General features: G+C 42.8%; 19 protein-coding genes, 1 riboswitch and 1 other annotated feature (1 of these 21 running past the window's edge). Of the genes, 16 read left to right on the plus strand and 3 right to left on the minus strand.

The window, feature by feature from the left end:
* Nucleotides 1-2 precede the first annotated feature (2 nt).
* From BA79_RS01165 to BA79_RS01200, 8 genes are all read left to right on the plus strand, one after another.
* Nucleotides 3-938, plus strand: coding sequence for an ABC transporter permease (locus BA79_RS01165; protein ID WP_008346233.1), 936 nt, complete (start codon nt 3-5; stop codon nt 936-938).
* Nucleotides 935-1,897: an ABC transporter permease gene (locus BA79_RS01170; protein ID WP_008346230.1), complete on the plus strand. Its 963-nt coding sequence runs from the start codon at nt 935-937 to the stop codon at nt 1,895-1,897. Before BA79_RS01165 ends, BA79_RS01170 begins: the two co-directional genes overlap by 4 nt.
* Nucleotides 1,898-1,904: 7 nt before the next feature.
* Nucleotides 1,905-2,918, plus strand: a complete 1,014-nt coding sequence (locus tag BA79_RS01175) for an ABC transporter ATP-binding protein (protein WP_007498841.1) — start codon at nt 1,905-1,907, stop codon at nt 2,916-2,918.
* Nucleotides 2,915-4,534, plus strand: coding sequence for a peptide ABC transporter substrate-binding protein (locus tag BA79_RS01180; protein WP_035700454.1), 1,620 nt, complete (start codon nt 2,915-2,917; stop codon nt 4,532-4,534). Before BA79_RS01175 ends, BA79_RS01180 begins: the two co-directional genes overlap by 4 nt.
* Nucleotides 4,535-4,649: 115 nt before the next feature.
* Nucleotides 4,650-5,591 (plus strand): S66 peptidase family protein, encoded by a 942-nt coding sequence (locus tag BA79_RS01185; protein ID WP_035700458.1) that lies wholly within the window; start codon nt 4,650-4,652, stop codon nt 5,589-5,591.
* Nucleotides 5,588-6,667: a dipeptide epimerase gene (locus tag BA79_RS01190; RefSeq protein WP_035700462.1), complete on the plus strand. Its 1,080-nt coding sequence runs from the start codon at nt 5,588-5,590 to the stop codon at nt 6,665-6,667. Before BA79_RS01185 ends, BA79_RS01190 begins: the two co-directional genes overlap by 4 nt.
* Nucleotides 6,667-7,584, plus strand: coding sequence for a C40 family peptidase (locus BA79_RS01195; RefSeq protein WP_035700465.1), 918 nt, complete (start codon nt 6,667-6,669; stop codon nt 7,582-7,584). Before BA79_RS01190 ends, BA79_RS01195 begins: the two co-directional genes overlap by 1 nt.
* Nucleotides 7,574-8,542 carry an ABC transporter ATP-binding protein gene (locus tag BA79_RS01200; RefSeq protein ID WP_035700468.1) on the plus strand — a complete coding sequence of 323 codons (969 nt, stop codon included), beginning with the start codon at nt 7,574-7,576 and terminating at the stop codon, nt 8,540-8,542. The genes BA79_RS01195 and BA79_RS01200 overlap by 11 nt, the downstream gene beginning before the upstream one ends.
* A gap of 61 nt (nt 8,543-8,603) precedes the next feature.
* On the opposite strand, the gene BA79_RS01205 is transcribed toward BA79_RS01200, so the two are convergent.
* Entirely contained in the window at nt 8,604-9,464 is an 861-nt protein-coding gene (locus tag BA79_RS01205; protein WP_035700470.1) for a dimethylarginine dimethylaminohydrolase family protein, read from the minus strand.
* Between the two features lie 179 nt (nt 9,465-9,643).
* On the opposite strand from BA79_RS01205, the gene BA79_RS01210 reads away from it, so the two are divergent.
* The 5 genes from BA79_RS01210 to BA79_RS01230 all read left to right on the plus strand — a co-directional run bounded on the left by BA79_RS01210 (nt 9,644) and on the right by BA79_RS01230 (nt 12,524).
* Nucleotides 9,644-10,165, plus strand: coding sequence for an acyl-CoA thioesterase (locus tag BA79_RS01210; protein ID WP_008346212.1), 522 nt, complete (start codon nt 9,644-9,646; stop codon nt 10,163-10,165).
* Between the two features lie 114 nt (nt 10,166-10,279).
* A complete protein-coding gene (locus tag BA79_RS01215; RefSeq protein WP_035700473.1) occupies nt 10,280-10,606 on the plus strand; it encodes a PadR family transcriptional regulator in 327 nt (108 codons plus the stop codon).
* A gap of 4 nt (nt 10,607-10,610) precedes the next feature.
* Nucleotides 10,611-11,363, plus strand: a complete 753-nt coding sequence (locus BA79_RS01220; protein ID WP_035700476.1) for an HAAS domain-containing protein — start codon at nt 10,611-10,613, stop codon at nt 11,361-11,363.
* A gap of 110 nt (nt 11,364-11,473) precedes the next feature.
* Nucleotides 11,474-11,962 (plus strand): small multi-drug export protein, encoded by a 489-nt coding sequence (locus tag BA79_RS01225; protein WP_035700478.1) that lies wholly within the window; start codon nt 11,474-11,476, stop codon nt 11,960-11,962.
* Between the two features lie 16 nt (nt 11,963-11,978).
* A complete protein-coding gene (locus BA79_RS01230) occupies nt 11,979-12,524 on the plus strand; it encodes a GNAT family N-acetyltransferase (RefSeq protein ID WP_035700479.1) in 546 nt (181 codons plus the stop codon).
* 18 nt (nt 12,525-12,542) lie between these two features.
* Here the strand turns inward: BA79_RS01230 and BA79_RS01235 are convergent, their stop codons facing one another.
* A complete protein-coding gene (locus tag BA79_RS01235) occupies nt 12,543-13,586 on the minus strand; it encodes a bifunctional transcriptional activator/DNA repair enzyme AdaA (RefSeq protein ID WP_024719619.1) in 1,044 nt (347 codons plus the stop codon).
* Between the two features lie 199 nt (nt 13,587-13,785).
* A riboswitch (guanidine-I (ykkC/yxkD leader) is annotated at nt 13,786-13,895 on the plus strand.
* 66 nt (nt 13,896-13,961) lie between these two features.
* Here BA79_RS01235 and BA79_RS01240 point away from each other — a divergent pair.
* A complete protein-coding gene (locus BA79_RS01240) occupies nt 13,962-14,291 on the plus strand; it encodes a DMT family transporter (RefSeq protein ID WP_035700482.1) in 330 nt (109 codons plus the stop codon).
* Nucleotides 14,288-14,602, plus strand: coding sequence for a DMT family transporter (locus BA79_RS01245; protein ID WP_035700485.1), 315 nt, complete (start codon nt 14,288-14,290; stop codon nt 14,600-14,602). The genes BA79_RS01240 and BA79_RS01245 overlap by 4 nt, the downstream gene beginning before the upstream one ends.
* A 33-nt stretch (nt 14,603-14,635) precedes the next feature.
* Here the strand turns inward: BA79_RS01245 and BA79_RS01250 are convergent, their stop codons facing one another.
* On the minus strand, nt 14,636-14,821 hold the full coding sequence (locus BA79_RS01250) for a hypothetical protein (protein WP_024719622.1): 186 nt from the start codon (nt 14,819-14,821) through the stop codon (nt 14,636-14,638).
* Nucleotides 14,822-14,984: 163 nt separating this feature from the next.
* Here BA79_RS01250 and purU point away from each other — a divergent pair, with 163 nt between their 5' ends.
* Nucleotides 14,985-15,887: a formyltetrahydrofolate deformylase gene (purU, locus tag BA79_RS01255; RefSeq protein ID WP_007498809.1), complete on the plus strand. Its 903-nt coding sequence runs from the start codon at nt 14,985-14,987 to the stop codon at nt 15,885-15,887.
* A gap of 43 nt (nt 15,888-15,930) precedes the next feature.
* Nucleotides 15,931-16,068 (plus strand) — a binding site (T-box leader) (it continues 82 nt past the right edge of the window).

A 16,068-nucleotide genomic window follows, 5' to 3' on the forward strand; every position in this document is an offset into this window, starting at 1 on the left:
AGATGGCCAGCTTTTTGCTCAAGCGTTTGATTGCCATGATTGCCACGATTTTAACCATCACAACTTTAACGTTTATTTTAATGAAGGTCATCCCAGGATCGCCCTTCAATGAAGAACGAAATACAAACGAAACTGTCCAGCGAAACCTCGAAAGCTACTATCACTTAGACGAACCACTCTATGTTCAATATATGATCTATTTAAAATCCATCGTTACTTTTGATTTTGGTCCTTCCATTAAAAAGCCTTCTGAAAGTGTCAATGATTTATTGGCGAGAGGTTTTCCAGTCTCATTAGAACTTGGTCTTATCTCTATTTTGATTGCTGTCATCTCCGGTATCTTGCTCGGAATCATGGCTGCCCTCCGGCATAATGGCTTGATTGATTATATCGCCATGACGATTGCTGTTTTCGGTATATCCATACCAAACTTTATCTTTGCTACCTTATTAATTCAGCAGCTTGCTGTGAATGTAAAGCTCTTTCCTACAGCGATGTGGACAAGTCCAATGCATATGGTGCTTCCTACCATTGCACTGGCGGTAGGTCCAATGGCGATCATTGCCCGGTTAACGAGATCGAGCATGATTGAAGTGCTGTCGCAGGACTATATTCGAACTGCAAAAGCGAAAGGACTTTCCCCTTATAAAATTGTGTTTAAACATGCCCTGCGGAATGCACTTTTACCTGTTGTCACGATCCTTGGCACGCTTGTCGCAAGTATTTTAACTGGCAGTTTTGTGATTGAAAAAATATTTGCGATCCCTGGAATGGGAAAATACTTTGTCGAGAGTATTAATAACCGTGACTATCCTGTCATCATGGGAACCACTGTTTTTTACAGCATCATCTTAATTACCCTTCTTTTCATTGTAGATGTGACATATCGTCTGCTTGATCCAAGGATCCAGCTGCATCAGAAAGGAGGAAAGGCATGAGTATACACCTTCAGCATGATCAAATGAATCAAGCGCATGAAGTGCCAGATGAATGGTTTGCGCCTAAAGAACAAAAGACATCTGAAGTCCATGCCATTAAAAGACCCTCACTTTCGTATTGGGCAGATACTTGGCGACGGTTAAAACAAAATAAACTCGCTATGTTTAGTTTATCGGTGCTGATTTTTCTTTTCGTCATGGCTGTATTAGGTCCACTCCTTGCGCCGAATAGTGTGACAGAACAGCGGCTTTCCATGCAAAACTTGCCGCCGTCAGCTGCTCACTGGTTTGGAACAGATGAGCTTGGACGTGATGTGTTTACACGTACTTGGTATGGCGCACGCATTTCGTTATTTGTGGGCGTGATGGCCGCTCTCATTGATTTTGCGATCGGTGTCATCTATGGCGGTATTGCAGGATATAAGGGCGGGAAGTATGACCATGTCATGATGCGGATCGTCGAGGTGCTTTACGGTCTGCCGTATTTACTTGTCGTCATTTTATTGATGGTTCTGATGGGGCCTGGGCTTGTCACTATTATTGTGGCGCTCACTGTCACAGGCTGGATCGGGATGGCAAGAATCGTGAGAGGTCAAGTCCTTCAGCTGAAAAGCCAAGAATATGTCCTTGCCTCGAAAACCTTTGGCGCAAAAAGTTTGCGCATCATCCGCAGAAATTTACTGCCGAATACGATGGGACCAATTATTGTCCAGATGACGCTAACTGTACCGACAGCGATTTTTGCTGAAGCATTCTTAAGTTTTCTCGGTTTAGGGATTCAAGCCCCGTTTGCAAGCTGGGGTGTGATGGCCAATGACGCCTTGCCGACAGTGCTGTCAGATAATGGCCACTGGTGGCGTTTATTCTTTCCGGCATTTTTTATTTCGCTGACGATGTTTTGCTTTAATAATTTAGGTGATGGCTTGCAAGATGCGCTTGATCCGAAGATGAAGAGGTGATGGCGTGATGAAAAAAATGCTTCGGATTATCGATCTGCATGTTAGCTTTCGGACATATGGCGGTTCTGTTCAAGCGGTACGCGGGGTGAATGTGGATGTGTATGAAAAAGAAACCCTCGCCATTGTAGGAGAATCAGGCTGCGGAAAAAGTGTGACGTCTCAAAGTATCATGCGGCTTCTCCCTGCATACAGCGCACAAGTCGATCAAGGGGAAATTTGGTTTCGTGATCGCAACTTGCTGTCATTATCTGAAAAAGACATGCGCAGCATCCGTGGTGTCGATATCTCCATGATTTTTCAAGATCCTATGACGGCACTCAACCCGACGCTAACAATTGGGGATCAGCTGATGGAAGCTGCAAAAGTGCATCAGAAGCTGACAAAAAAAGAAGTGAAAGAAGAGGCGCTTCGTATGCTTGACTTGGTGGGGATACCGCAGCCGAAAGAGAGACTGAAGCAATATCCGCATCAATTCAGCGGTGGCATGAGGCAGCGGCTCATGATTGCAATGGCTCTTATTTGTGAGCCGAAGGTGCTGATTGCAGATGAACCGACAACTGCACTAGATGTCACCATACAGGCGCAGATTTTAGAACTATTTAAGGAGATTCAGAAAAAAACAGGCGTGACGATTATTTTAATCACACATGACCTAGGGGTCGTAGCACAAGTCGCTGATCGAGTGGCCGTCATGTACGGGGGGAAAATCGTTGAAGTTGGGACAAGGCGAGATATCTTTTACAGTCCGCAGCATCCCTATACAAAAGGGCTACTGCAATCCGTTCCAAGGCTGGATATGAAAGATGAACTCATTCCTATTGAAGGAAGCCCGCCTGATTTATTTGCCCCGCCAAAAGGATGTCCATATACCGATCGATGCCCGTCTGCGATGAAAGTGTGTGATCATATCATGCCGCATGAAACGCAGCGTTCACCTACACATGCAGTACATTGCTGGCTTCAAGATGAACGAGCGAAGCAAACGGTTTTATCTTCAACACAAAGGGGGAGTTTTTCATGAGAAAAACAGGTTGGATTCTCAGTATGTGCTTTATCGCAGTGATGCTGCTTGCAGGATGTACAGCCAATGAGCAAGCAGGCAAAGGATCTTCAAGCAAGGGCGAAGAGAAAGTTTTAACATTAAATAATGAAAATGAACCGACATCATTTGATCCGCCCATTGGTTTTAATAATGTGTCCTGGCAAGGGCTCAATAACTTAATGGAAGGATTAACGAGACTGAATGAGAAGCACGAACCATCTGCTGCCATGGCGGAAAAATGGGACATTTCAAAGGACGGAAAAACGTACACGTTCCATTTAAGGGATGGGATTAAGTGGTCAAATGGTGACCCAGTCAAAGCAAGTGACTTTGAATATGCGTGGAAGCGGCTGCTAGATCCAAAGACGGGCTCTTCTGCGGCATTCTTAGCTTATATGATTGAAGGGGGCGAAGCGTTTAACAGCGGAAAAGGGAAGAAAGAAGATGTAAAAGTCAAGGCTGTTAATGATCAAACGCTAGAGGTCAAGCTAGCATACCCGCAGAAATCTTTCTTAAATATGACCGCAAACCCTGCCTTTTTCCCGGTGAATGAGAAGGTAGCGGAGAAGGACCCGAACTGGGCCAAGGATGCGAAAACCTTTGTCGGTAATGGACCGTTTAAGCTGACAGAGTGGAAGCATGATGAAAGCTTTACAATGGAAAAAAGTGACACGTATTGGGACAAACAAACGGTCAAGCTGGATCAAGTGAAATGGCTCATGATCAGTGATCGAAACACAGATTACCAAATGTATCAATCAGGAGATTTAGATACGGCCTTCGTTCCGGCAGAACAAAGTGAAGACCTGTTAAAAAGCAAAGATGTGCAAATTGAAGATCAAGCAGGGCTGTTTTTTTATCGTCTAAATGTCAACATGGAGCCTTTTCAAAATAAGAACATTCGCAAAGCCTTTCAAATGGCGATCAATCCTCAGGATATTGTAGAGTATGTAACGAAAAATGAAGAGAAGCCAGCACGTGCCTTCGTTTCACCAGGAATTTTAGATTCAAAGGGTGAAGATTTCAGAGAAGCTGGTGGCGACCTTGTCAAACATGATACGAGTGAAGCCGTAAAACTATTAGAAAAAGGGTTGAAAGAAGAGAACTATTCAAAGCTGCCGCCCGTCACATTAACATATAGTACAAAGCCTGAAAATAAGAAAAAAGCAGAAGCCATTCAGCAGCAATTAAAAGAAGCGCTAGGGGTAGATGTGAAGCTTGCAAACATGGAAGCAAATGTGTTTGCAGAAGATCAAAAGGCACTCAAATTCCAATTCTCGCAAAGTTCATTTCTAGCTGACTATGCAGACCCAATCAATTTCTTAGAGAGCTTCCAAACAGGAAATGCGATGAACCGGACAGGTTGGTCAAATGATACGTATGACCAGCTGATCAAAAAGGCGAGTCAAGAAGCAGATGAACAAAAGAGAAATCGTATGCTGCATGATGCCGAGGCACTTCTCATGGAAGAAGCACCGATCATTCCCATTCATTTTTATAACCAAGTCTATTTACAAAAAGAAGGCGTAAAGGGCATTGTCCGTCATCCTGTTGGTTACATTGATTTGAAATGGGCGCAGGTAGATGGAGAGTAAATGAAAAGAATGAGAGAACGGGACGCTTTGAAAAAAGCGTCTGTTCCTTTATTCGTTCATGTTATGAAGAAGATGCCCATAGATTGAAAGAAACGAAGAGAAAGAGGGGATTGGCATGAACCATCTGCCAGTGGCACTTCAAACAGGAGATACAGTGGGAATCATTGCACCAGCAAGCCCGCCTGATGGGCTGAAATTAGCAAGAGGTATTTCTTTTTTAGAAAGCTTAGGGCTAAAGGTGAAAAAGGGGAAGTATATCGACTCCCGGTATGGTTATTTAGCAGGTCATGATCATGAACGAGTGGAAGATATTCATCACATGTTTCAAGATCCAGACGTGAAGGCAGTGATTTGTGCTTGCGGAGGATACGGAACAGGAAGAATTGCAGAAGCCATTGATTATGACCTCATTCGCCGGAACCCAAAAATCTTTTGGGGATACAGTGATATTACGTTTTTACATACAGCGATTCAGCAGCAGACGGGTCTTGTGACCTTTCATGGTCCAATGCTCTCCTCTGATGTGGGACTTGAAGGGGTTCACCCGTATACAAAGGATACCTTTTTACAGCTATTCACTCCGAAAGCCTTTTCGTATACGAACCACCTGTCACCTCTTCATACTTTTTATCATGGCACGGCTTCAGGCGAAATCACCGGAGGAAATCTTGCCCTTATTGTCACGACACTCGGTACACCTTTTGAAATTGATACAAAGGGGAAGCTTTTATTGATAGAAGATATTGACGAAGAACCATATAAAATCGATCGAATGATGCAGCACTTAGCATCTGCAGGAAAATTACGTGATGCGGCTGGATTTATCATTGGTGATTTTCATCAATGTGAGCCGAAAAAGAAAGAGCAGTCGTTAACGCTCGATCAGTTATGGGAGACGTATATTGTTCCGCAACAGAAACCTGCACTTGGTGGTTTTCGGATCGGTCATTCATCTCCAAACTTCGCCATTCCAATCGGCGTGCACGCAACATTAGATGCTACAGGGAAAAAACTTCATATTTCCCCAGGTGTTGCAGCGAAAGAGGCGATCAAATGAAAATCGTAGATGTTCGCACATGCAGAACGAATGTACCGCTAAAGAAGCCTTTCAAAACAGCATTAAGAACGGTGTATGACGCCGCATCTCTTATTGTGATCATCACCTATGATCAAGGTGATGTCAGCTATGGAGAGGCAGTGCCGACATCGGTCATTACAGGTGAAACACTGGAAAGCATCGACTATGCTATTTGCGCTGTGATGAGGCCGCTCTTGATTGGGGCCTCATTGTCACAATATGAACAAATCTTTTCAGCGATCGACCGTGTACTTGTAGGAAACACGAGTGCAAAGGCTGCAATAGATATGGCGATTTACGATGGTTTAGCGAAGCAGGCTGGCCTGCCGCTTTATCAATATCTTGGTGGTTATCGTGATCAGCTGGAAACGGATTATACGGTCAGTGTCAACCGTCCGCTAGAAATGGCAGAGGATGCGAAGCAATATGCAACTGAAGGCTTTCGTACCTTAAAGATCAAAGTGGGAAAAGATGATATAGAGACGGATATTCAGCGGATCAAACGGATTCGAGAAAAAGTCGGGCCGGATATTCAAATCAGGCTTGACGCCAACCAAGGCTGGACATGGAAGGAAGCGGTTGTGGCCATTCGAAAAATGGAGGCATTCGATATTGAACTAGTCGAGCAGCCAGTGCCTAAAGAAGACATCGAGGGTCTGCGCCGGGTGACGGAAGCAACAGACACATTGATTATGGCAGATGAAAGTATTTTTAGCCTCCATGATGCCATCAAGGTGTTAGAAACGAGAAGCTGTGATCTCATCAACTTAAAATTAATGAAAACAGGCGGTATCAAAAAAACGCTGAAAATCAATAGTTTAGCAGAAGCATACGGCGTCAAGTGCATGGTTGGCAGTATGATCGAATCAAAACTAGGGATTACCGCAGCCGCTCATCTTGCTGCAAGCCAGCCGAATATTACCCGTTACGATTTTGATGCGCCGCTTATGCTAAAAGAGGACTTAATAGACGGAGGAATTGTCTATCAAGGAAAAGATATTCTCTTTCCGCTGCATCATGGGTTAGGCATTCAAAGAGTGAAAGGGGTCTTATGATGTTATATGAATCAAAGGTTCCAGTCGCAAATATATGGACAGCACCGCAGTCGCCGAGAGAAATAGATCGACACGTTCTTCAAAGTTCCGTCCAGATCAAAGAATGGATTGATGAGCAAACATATGAACAGAAATTGGCCTTATGTGAAGAAAACCTTATTCAAACCCAAGTACTGCTTGGCGAACGAGTCATTGGGCTGGAGGAAACAGATGGCTGGATGAAAGTTGTCATCCCGCAGCAGGCAAGCCGGAAACACCCGCAAGGCTATCCAGGTTATATACCTGTAGAGCAATTAAATGAAGTATCAGAGAGTGAACCACCTGCTAGTCCCTTGATTGTTTGTCAGAAAAAAGCGGTTTTATATCAAAACGGAACACCGGATATGGAGGTTAGTTTTTTAACAGAACTAGCACCTGTTGAAGAAAGGAGCGATTCCTTTGATGTTCTGACTCCAGTAGGAAGAAGAGAAATCAAAAAAGAAGATGTGCGCCGCGCTTCATCACCTTCTTCTATGAGCGGTAAGGATGCCTTAGCCATAGGAAAACAATTTATTGGACTGTCATATTTGTGGGGCGGCATGAGCAGCTATGGCTACGACTGTTCGGGTTTTGTTTACAGTATGTACAAAGCGTGTGGATGTTTATTACCGAGAGACGCAAGTGACCAAGCAGTTCAAGGAACTCCAGTCGCATCAAATCATTTGGCGCCAGGTGATCTCATGTTTTTTGCCAATGACAATGGGAAGGGAGCAGTTCGTCACGTAGGGATGTATGCTGGAGATGGCATGATGCTTCACTCGCCTAAAACGGGCAGACAGATTGAACTTCTTACTCTTTCTGGTACTTCATATGAACAGGAATGGGCAGGAACAAGGCGGTATTTGAAAGCTGAGAGGGGGAGATGTGATGGGAAGTGAACCACTTCTGCAAGTCAACAACTTAAAAAAGCATTTTCATCTATCGAAAGGAAGAACGTTAAAAGCATTAGATGGTGTCACCTTTCAGCTGAAACAAGGCGAAACCTTTGGTCTTGTTGGTGAGTCAGGCTGCGGTAAATCTACACTTGGAAAAGTGCTCATGCGGCTTTATGACCCGACAGAAGGTGAAGCTTTGTATGAAGGGAAAAGTCTCCATCACTTATCGAACCGAGAATCATTTGATTTCAATAGACAAATTCAAATGGTGTTTCAAGATCCGTATTCTTCTTTAAATCCTAGGCTCTCTGTAAAAGATATTATGCTAGAACCGATGGAGATCCATCAATTGTATGGCAGTCAAAAGAAAAGGATCGAGCGCGTGAAGGAACTGCTTGAAGCGGTGGGGCTAAGTCATGATTTTGCTACACGCTATCCTCACGAATTCAGCGGAGGTCAGAGGCAAAGAATAGGGATTGCTAGAGCACTCGCCTTATCGCCAAAGTTTATCGTGGCAGATGAGCCGATTTCTGCACTAGATGTATCCGTTCAAGCTCAAGTCGTGAATTTGCTGAAAAAACTGCAAAAAGAAGAAGGATTGACGTTTTTATTTATTGCCCATGATTTATCGATGGTCAAATATATTAGCGATCGAATCGGTGTCATGTACTTAGGACATCTCGTGGAGATGACCAGCAGTGATGCTTTATATAAAACACCACTTCATCCATATACACAAGCATTGCTGTCTGCTATCCCGATTCCAGATCCTGATGTGGAAGATAAACGCAAGCGGTTTATTTTAAAGGGAGAAATTCCAAGTCCAGTGAATCCGCCAAGCGGCTGCGTATTTCGGACAAGATGTCCTGCTGCAATGGATGTATGTGCGGACAAAAAGCCAGTATTACAAGCAGTCGAAGAAGGACATGAAGTGGCTTGTCATTTATATGATAGGAAATAGATAAAGGGAAGTAGACAAGCGTTTAAAAAGCCAGCGAGTAGACAAGCTGGCTTTTTGGCTTTTATGAACGCCTAATAGGTAATGTACAGCATCTAAAAGAGCCGCCGGATTTAATGATTTCTGAAAAATCTACTTCAATGACGGTGTAGCCGCGGGCTGTTAATGCAGCATTTGTTTCTTGATTGATTGGTAAGCTGATGACTTTTTTCTGACCAATGGACAACACATTTGGTCCAAGTGTGAACTGCTCTTGCTCACTTATTTCAATGAGATCATAATGCTTTTTGAGCATATGAAGATCCTTTTCCGTAAAAGCTTCAGGGTAAATCAAGATCTCATGATGAGAAAGAATATTCATCACACAATCAAGATGCAAAATGTGAGAAGGAAGATGAATAGGAATGATGTCGTGATTCGGCAGTTCTTTTTTGAGCTGCTGGATGGCGGCTAGATTTGTTCTTTTGCTGATCCCCACAAATACACGGGTTTGGTCTACAAGCACATCGCCGCCTTCAATCGTTCCATCATCCAGCGTGATGGTTGTCCATCCTTTTGTCTGTGCCCATTCTTTTAAGGAATGTTCTTCTCCTTGTCTGACAGGGGCTGCCATGTTTGAAACAAATAAAGTCTGTCCAATTGTAAATCCAATATCCCGAGTGAAGACTTGTTCAGGGAAACGTTCATTTGCAGGAAGAAGGACAGGCCGGACATGATGGTTTTTCAGCGTTTGGATGAATTGCTTATGCTGCGTGAGGGCTTTGATTTGAGAAATATTTTCTCTTGCAAAATGCTTTTGGGTTTCATTGATGATCTGTTTAATTTCCATATAAATTGGACTGCATAAGAGGACTTCTTGTAAATCATCATATTCACTCATACATTGCGGCGTTTTATACACTTTCTCTGATTTCATAGAATCCATCAAAGGGCCTCCTTGTTTATCGATAGTTATATTATTCCTCCTTCTAGTAAATGTTGAAACATTTCCGAAAGAAAATCTCTCATGAGAGACTAAAGCAAAAAGTTTAGACAAACCTAATAGAATAGTGTTTAATAAAAGTCGTTCCGCATCAACGAAAACAGCAAGAAGGAGCTATGACGATGAGTGAAGAAAATTTCAAATACTGCAAGGAATCAAAAGTTGTGAAAACCAGCAGGGTATTCCCCCTCGATACGAATAACCACCAAACGTTATTTGGCGGGAAATTAATGAGTTATATAGATGACATTGCTTCCATCTCGGCAGCAAGACACAGCCGTAGTGAAACAGTCACCGCATCAATGGATTCAGTTGATTTTTTAGAGCCGATTGGACAGAAAGAGTCCGTCTGCTTAGAATCTTATGTGACATGGGTCGGCACATCTTCTATGGAAGTATTCGTCAAAGTCATTAAGGAAAACTTGATGTCTGGAGAGCGCAGACTCGCAGCAACTTCATTTCTTACATTTGTCTCGCTTGATGAAAACGGGAAGCCAAAACGAGTTCCACAAGTCATGCCGGAAACAGAGGAAGAAATCATGCTTCATCAAACAGCGAAGCAGCGGGCAGAGGAAAGAAAAAGCCGCCGAAAGCATAGTAAAGCTTTGGCTGACGCACTTGGGACGGATAAGCCTTGGGCTTAAAAATCACCCTTTAAGCGGTGATTTTTTTCTGAGTCGGTATCTTGCATGGCAAGATAGTGTGTGGTAAGATCAAACTATCTTGTCATGCAAGGTACTGAAAGCGGAGGATCGATGATGACACAATCAACACAAATGCTAAAAGGAATTTTAGAGGGATGCCTGCTGTCGATTATTTCTGAAGGTGAAATTTATGGGTATGAAATGACAAAGAAGCTTGCGCACTATGGGTTTGATCAAATTAGTGAAGGGAGTATTTATCCGATCTTGCTGCGCATGCAAAAAGAACAACTAGTTCATACGTCTACAAAAGCATCGGCGAGCGGGCCGAAAAGGAAATACTATACGCTCACACAAAGTGGCGAAGAAGCGCTGACTGATTTTACCATGCGATGGAATGAGCTGTCAGGGAATGTAGAGCGATTATTACATAAAGGGAAGTGAGAAGATGGTAACAAAAGAAACGAGACACATCTTATTAGAGCTGCAACTCTATCTCATATCAAAAGGGAAAAATCAAGACGAGATCGACGAAGTGATGGATGAATTAACGACACACGCTGTCGAAGCTGAGAAAGATGGGAAAACAGGGGAAGATGTATTTGGCGGAGATCCACGGGGCTTTGCTGATGAGCTATCAAAAGAGCTCTCTAGAAACCATAAAGATTGGGTTCCGTTTGTCAGTGCTTTTTTAATTGGATCTCTTTTTTACATGATGTTAGCAGATGCCATCAGTCAAAGTTTATCGTATTCTTGGTATGCACTCATTGGTTATCCGCTAATAATAGTGGCCAATGTGATCATGACCATTGTGATGTTTAGGGCTTCTGCCTTTCAAACAAGCAGGAGGGCATTCTTTTACTTTTGGATATTAGGTGTTTTTCAGATGACAGCCTTGATCACAGTGAAATTATTGGACCAAAAACTTGGTACTCCTTTACTTGTGCTGACCTCGAGCCAAAGATGGGGCGTCATTCTTCTGTTACTGCTGTGTATTATCTTATTGAATGCCATTTTAAAAGCCAATATGGTGTCGCTCATTCCGCTGATCTTCTTCGGACCGCAGCTCCTATTCGAATGGCTTGGATGGACATCACCTCTCATGCTTCTTTTCACAAGTCTGGTATCCATTGTGATTTTAATCTTGCTCACAATCGCTTTTTTACGGAAAACAAACAAGAAAAATGAACATTTAATGTAGATAGAGCACATCACTTGCGATGTGCTTTTCTTTTTCTAAAAAAATGTAGATATGGGATCACATTTTTCTTTACAATGAGAAGAGGACAAAAATGAAAAGGGGTTCTGTGATTGGATATTGTATTGGGGTATGTACTCGTTTTTATATTGGCTGCTTTACCTTTCTTTGAAGTGGTTGGTGTCGTTCCGCTGGGGATTTTAAGTGGTCTGCATCCTGTGACAACGGCAGTTATTGGATTCGTCGGCAACTTTCTTACCGTCTTGCTACTCATCGTCTTCGTGGACCGATTTAAAGCGTGGTGGCTGAAGAGGAAAGAGGAGAAACATGATGAAAAAGGAGAGAAAAAACAGCTGAAAGCCAGAAAGGTTTGGGAACGGTACGGTCTCCCTGGTTTGGCACTTATCGGTCCTTTTATTATTGGCAGTCATTTAGCGGCTTTTATGTGTATGAGCTTCGGTACGAAAAGAAAACAAGTCACTGTGTGGATGACGGTCAGTTTAATCATGTGGACCGCATTAGCTGCTAGTTTAACGGGTGCGGGGTTCCATTACTTTGCCCCAGATTCAAATGGGTTGTTCGGAGATATTTTTAGCAAGTAAGCAGGGGGGATAACAAATGACACATCAAACACGGATCGTGTTTGAAACAGAGCGCCTCAGACTGAGAACAATGGATGAAGACGATGCGCCTTTTTTATATGAAAAGCTGTTCCAAGATGAAGAGGTCATGAAGTATTATCCTTCACTAAAGGATGAAAAGCAGACAAAAGAGTGGATTGCTTGGAATCAAAAGAATGACCGCACGTACCATACATCCCTGTGGATCATTGAAGAAAAAGAAACGAAAGAACCACTTGGACAAAGCGGAATTGTTCTCCAAAACGTCGAAGGACAAACAGAGCTTGAAATTGGCTATATGCTAAAGAGATCGGCATGGGGAAAAGGATATGCTGTTGAGGCTGCAAAAGGCTGTCTTGCGTATGGTTTTGACGAAATGAAGGTGAGGCGAATGGTCAGCTTAATTCGCCCTGACAATGAAGCGTCAGTCAAGGTCGCAATGAAAATGGGGATGAAAAAAGAAAAAACCATTTCAAAATGGGATCAAATGATTGATGTTTACAGTGTTACTCGTGACGGAAAAAGCGGCTCGCTTGAATCATAAGGAGAGCCGCTTTTTCTTTTATAGACGCTGTTCTAACTGAAGTAAATATTTCTTTCGTTCGATTCCCCCGCCATATCCGCCAAGTTCACCGCTTGTTTGAATGACTCGGTGACAAGGAATGATGATGGCCAACTGATTGGCACCATTTGCATTTCCAACTGCCCGAACCAAATGGGGATCGCCAAGCATGATGGCAAGATCTCGATACGATCTCGTTTCGCCTGGCGGAATCTGTAATAGAAGATCCCATACCCTTTTCTGAAAAGGGGTGCCATGTATAGCAAGTGGCACAGTAAACTGCGTGAGTTTCTTTTCAAAATATAAGGCCAATTCCTTTGCTAATTGCTGATGGACGTTTGTTTCTCCAACTAAAATACGGGCATGATGTTTTTTTCTGATGTTCTCAATTTCTCTTTCTAATCCTCGCCTGTCCATAAATTCAAGCAAATACACATGGGTTGCATCTGAAATGCTCATCATCCGCCCAATCGGAGTAGAAATAAAATTCGCATGCAAAATATTGACTTGCGCCTTTTTGGGTGGATTCCCCATGATTTTCGTAAAGGCATCATTGAAGGCACTGGAAGACTCGTAACCGAAGGTGACTTGCTGATCAATGACTTTTTTTCCGTTCAGAATCTCTTTAAACGCTAGCCCCATTCGGCGTGATCTAGCATATTGAACAAAGGTCATTCCATAGATTTCTTTGAATTTTCTCCGAGCTGTTGCAGAGTGAATCCCTAATTGGCGAAAATCTTCTTCTTTCCACCGTTTCTCAGGACTCTCTTCAACTGCTGATACAAGTGTTTTGACTTCTTCTGGAATGCTGTTAGGATATGTTAAAGGCGTGCATCGCTTACACGGCCGATACCCTGCAAGCAGCGCCTCCTCTGCTGTAAAGAAAAACTCACAGTTTTCATATTTTGGTTTTCTAGCAGTACATGTGGCATGACAGAAGATGCCGGTTGTTTTAATACCTGCAAAGAACGTGCCGTCATATTGCGGATTCTTATCAACAAGTGCTTGATAAAATTCGTGTTTTTGTTCGTCGGTCATCATCATTTGATCCACCTCTTGTTTTATTATATCAGTGATGTGGTCGTTCCTCTTTCTAACATTTAGTATACTTCGCTTTCATCCACTTTCTTTCGAAAAATGAACAAGTATATTTGAAGGGAAAAAGCAAAGTGGTAGACCGGCATATCACGGTGTGATACACTTTTTCATACAGAATCGGCTCTACGCTAGATCTGATTATCATGAATTGGTTTTCTAGGGTTCCGTGCGGGCAGCGCAGTCTGGACCGAGAGAAAACACATAGGGTTTAGACAATAGACCGTATGGACACGGAGGGATAAAAGCCCGGGAGATTTGATCAAACGATCGATTTCCGGGCTTTTTTTATTGCTTGGAATCGGTAAGAAAGGAAGAGATCGAATGAAATGGGGAAATGTTTTGATTGCAGCCGTATTTGAAGTCGGCTGGGTGATGGGGTTGAAATATGCTGGCTCTATATTGGAATGGAGCGCCACCATCGTTTGTATTGTTGTCAGCTTTTATTTACTCCTGAAAGCCACGACTGTACTTCCAGTTGGCACACTTTACGCCGTTTTCACCGGACTTGGAACAGCAGGTACGGTCATAGTAGGGATGATCATGGGTGAGCCGGTACATCTAGTAAAATTACTTTTGATCATGGTACTTTTAAGCGGTGTATTAGGACTCAAATTGACCACAGGTGAAAAGAAAGGGGAGGCTGAATCGTGAGCTGGCTTTTACTCATTGGGGCAGGCATCTTAGAAATGCTTTGTGTCACCATGATGAATCAATTTCAGAAAGATCGCCATATAAAATGGATCGTCTTCATAGCAGCTGGCTTTTCGCTTTCCTTTCTGATGCTGTCTCTTGCGATGAATACAATTCCGATGGGAACGGCGTATGCGATTTGGACAGGAATCGGAGCAGCTGGAGGAGCGATTGTTGGGATGCTGTTTTATGGTGAGTCGAAAGACGCAAAACGTATTTTCTTTATCGCACTGATTTTATCAGCAGCGGTCGGGTTAAAAATCATTGAATAAGAAAAGGCTGGCAAACATGAGCCAGCCTTTTTGCTACATCGAATGATGATTGGAATCGTTTTCATTTTTGCGGTAAAGCTGACTCACAAGCAGAAAACATACACCAAATGTAAGTAAAGGAATGAGTCTTTCTCCGGTCATAAATAGATAAATGCCCGTGATTAGACATACGATGCCGAGCCAAAAGCTCACTTTACCAAACAAAGTCATGCTTTTCATCTCCATCACTCCTTTTGTGATAAAAGGTCTATTCATATTATATCACGCCAGGTGCAGAATTGAATGAATATTCAATAAAAAATACGCCACTTAATTGCTTTTTCTCTTTCCAGTCCAGTATAATATTTCATTAGAATGAAAAACGTAAATGAGGTCATAAGCCATGAGAACATTGATTACAGAGAAACTTGAATTACACAGACAAAAGCATGAGCAAAAAGGCAGGCTTTTAGTCAGCTGCCCGGATCAGCCTGGTATTGTGTCAGCTGTTTCTACTTTTTTATTTGAACATGGAGCAAACATCATTGAATCTAGTCAATACACAACAGATCATGAGAGTGGCCGGTTCTTTTTAAGAATTGAATTTGATTGGAAAGACATTTCTGCCAACTTAGATCAATTGAAAAGCAGTTTTGAGCCAATTGCGCAATCATTTCACATGACATGGAGCATGTCGCGTGCAAGTGATCTGAAAAAGCTGGCGATCTTTGTGTCCAAAGAGCTTCATTGTTTACATGAACTTTTATGGGAATGGCAAAGCGGTAATTTAATGGCTGAAATAGCGGTTGTCATCAGCAATCATGAAACGGCAAAAGATACAGTCGAAGCACTCGGCATTCCATTCCACTTCGTGAAAGCAAATAAAGACATTCGCCAAGATGCAGAAAAACAGCAGCTTGCATTATTAGAAGAATATGATATTGATGCGGTTGTGCTTGCTAGATACATGCAAATTTTGACGCCAGCCTTTATTGAACAGCATCCGAACAAAATCATCAATATTCATCATTCCTTCCTGCCAGCGTTTATCGGTGCAAACCCATACAAGCGGGCATACGAGCGGGGAGTCAAATTAATTGGTGCGACTTCTCATTACGTGACAAATGATTTAGACGAAGGGCCAATCATTGAACAGGATATTGAGCGGGTAGATCATAGAGATGATGCAGAGGCATTAAAAAATATTGGTCGCACGATTGAGCGCAGCGTGCTTGCCCGTGCTGTCAAATGGCATCTAGAAGATCGAATCATTGTCCATGAGAATAAAACGATTGTGTTTAATTGACCGCTTGACTTTTCTGAAGCAATTGGTGATAATATAAAAAAATTAACGAGCGTTGAGAAGGAATAGTAAGCAGGACCTGCTGTGTAAAAGAGAGCAAATGACATGCTGAAACATTTGCCGCAGACAGCTGCTGAACCTACCCTTTGAGCCTTAGAGGAAAAATCTAAGCGCATGCCTGGCG

Origin of the sequence: Bacillus altitudinis 41KF2b (genome assembly GCF_000691145.1) — a bacterium.
GTDB lineage: Bacteria > Bacillota > Bacilli > Bacillales > Bacillaceae > Bacillus > Bacillus altitudinis.

Excerpts from the sequence above, each read along its gene's own strand:
- BA79_RS01165 (WP_008346233.1), top strand. The coding sequence starts at position 3 with ATGGCCAGCTTTTTGCTCAAGCGTTTGATTGCCATGATTGCCACGATT.
- BA79_RS01170 (WP_008346230.1), top strand. The coding sequence starts at position 935 with ATGAGTATACACCTTCAGCATGATCAAATGAATCAAGCGCATGAAGTG.
- BA79_RS01175 (WP_007498841.1), top strand. The coding sequence starts at position 1,905 with ATGAAAAAAATGCTTCGGATTATCGATCTGCATGTTAGCTTTCGGACA.
- BA79_RS01180 (WP_035700454.1), top strand. The coding sequence starts at position 2,915 with ATGAGAAAAACAGGTTGGATTCTCAGTATGTGCTTTATCGCAGTGATG.
- BA79_RS01185 (WP_035700458.1), top strand. The coding sequence starts at position 4,650 with ATGAACCATCTGCCAGTGGCACTTCAAACAGGAGATACAGTGGGAATC.
- BA79_RS01190 (WP_035700462.1), top strand. The coding sequence starts at position 5,588 with ATGAAAATCGTAGATGTTCGCACATGCAGAACGAATGTACCGCTAAAG.
- BA79_RS01195 (WP_035700465.1), top strand. The coding sequence starts at position 6,667 with ATGTTATATGAATCAAAGGTTCCAGTCGCAAATATATGGACAGCACCG.
- BA79_RS01200 (WP_035700468.1), top strand. The coding sequence starts at position 7,574 with ATGGGAAGTGAACCACTTCTGCAAGTCAACAACTTAAAAAAGCATTTT.
- BA79_RS01205 (WP_035700470.1), bottom strand. The coding sequence starts at position 9,464 with ATGGATTCTATGAAATCAGAGAAAGTGTATAAAACGCCGCAATGTATG.
- BA79_RS01210 (WP_008346212.1), top strand. The coding sequence starts at position 9,644 with ATGAGTGAAGAAAATTTCAAATACTGCAAGGAATCAAAAGTTGTGAAA.
- BA79_RS01215 (WP_035700473.1), top strand. The coding sequence starts at position 10,280 with ATGACACAATCAACACAAATGCTAAAAGGAATTTTAGAGGGATGCCTG.
- BA79_RS01220 (WP_035700476.1), top strand. The coding sequence starts at position 10,611 with ATGGTAACAAAAGAAACGAGACACATCTTATTAGAGCTGCAACTCTAT.
- BA79_RS01230 (WP_035700479.1), top strand. The coding sequence starts at position 11,979 with ATGACACATCAAACACGGATCGTGTTTGAAACAGAGCGCCTCAGACTG.
- BA79_RS01235 (WP_024719619.1), bottom strand. The coding sequence starts at position 13,586 with ATGATGATGACCGACGAACAAAAACACGAATTTTATCAAGCACTTGTT.
- BA79_RS01240 (WP_035700482.1), top strand. The coding sequence starts at position 13,962 with ATGAAATGGGGAAATGTTTTGATTGCAGCCGTATTTGAAGTCGGCTGG.
- BA79_RS01250 (WP_024719622.1), bottom strand. The coding sequence starts at position 14,821 with ATGAAAAGCATGACTTTGTTTGGTAAAGTGAGCTTTTGGCTCGGCATC.
- purU (WP_007498809.1), top strand. The coding sequence starts at position 14,985 with ATGAGAACATTGATTACAGAGAAACTTGAATTACACAGACAAAAGCAT.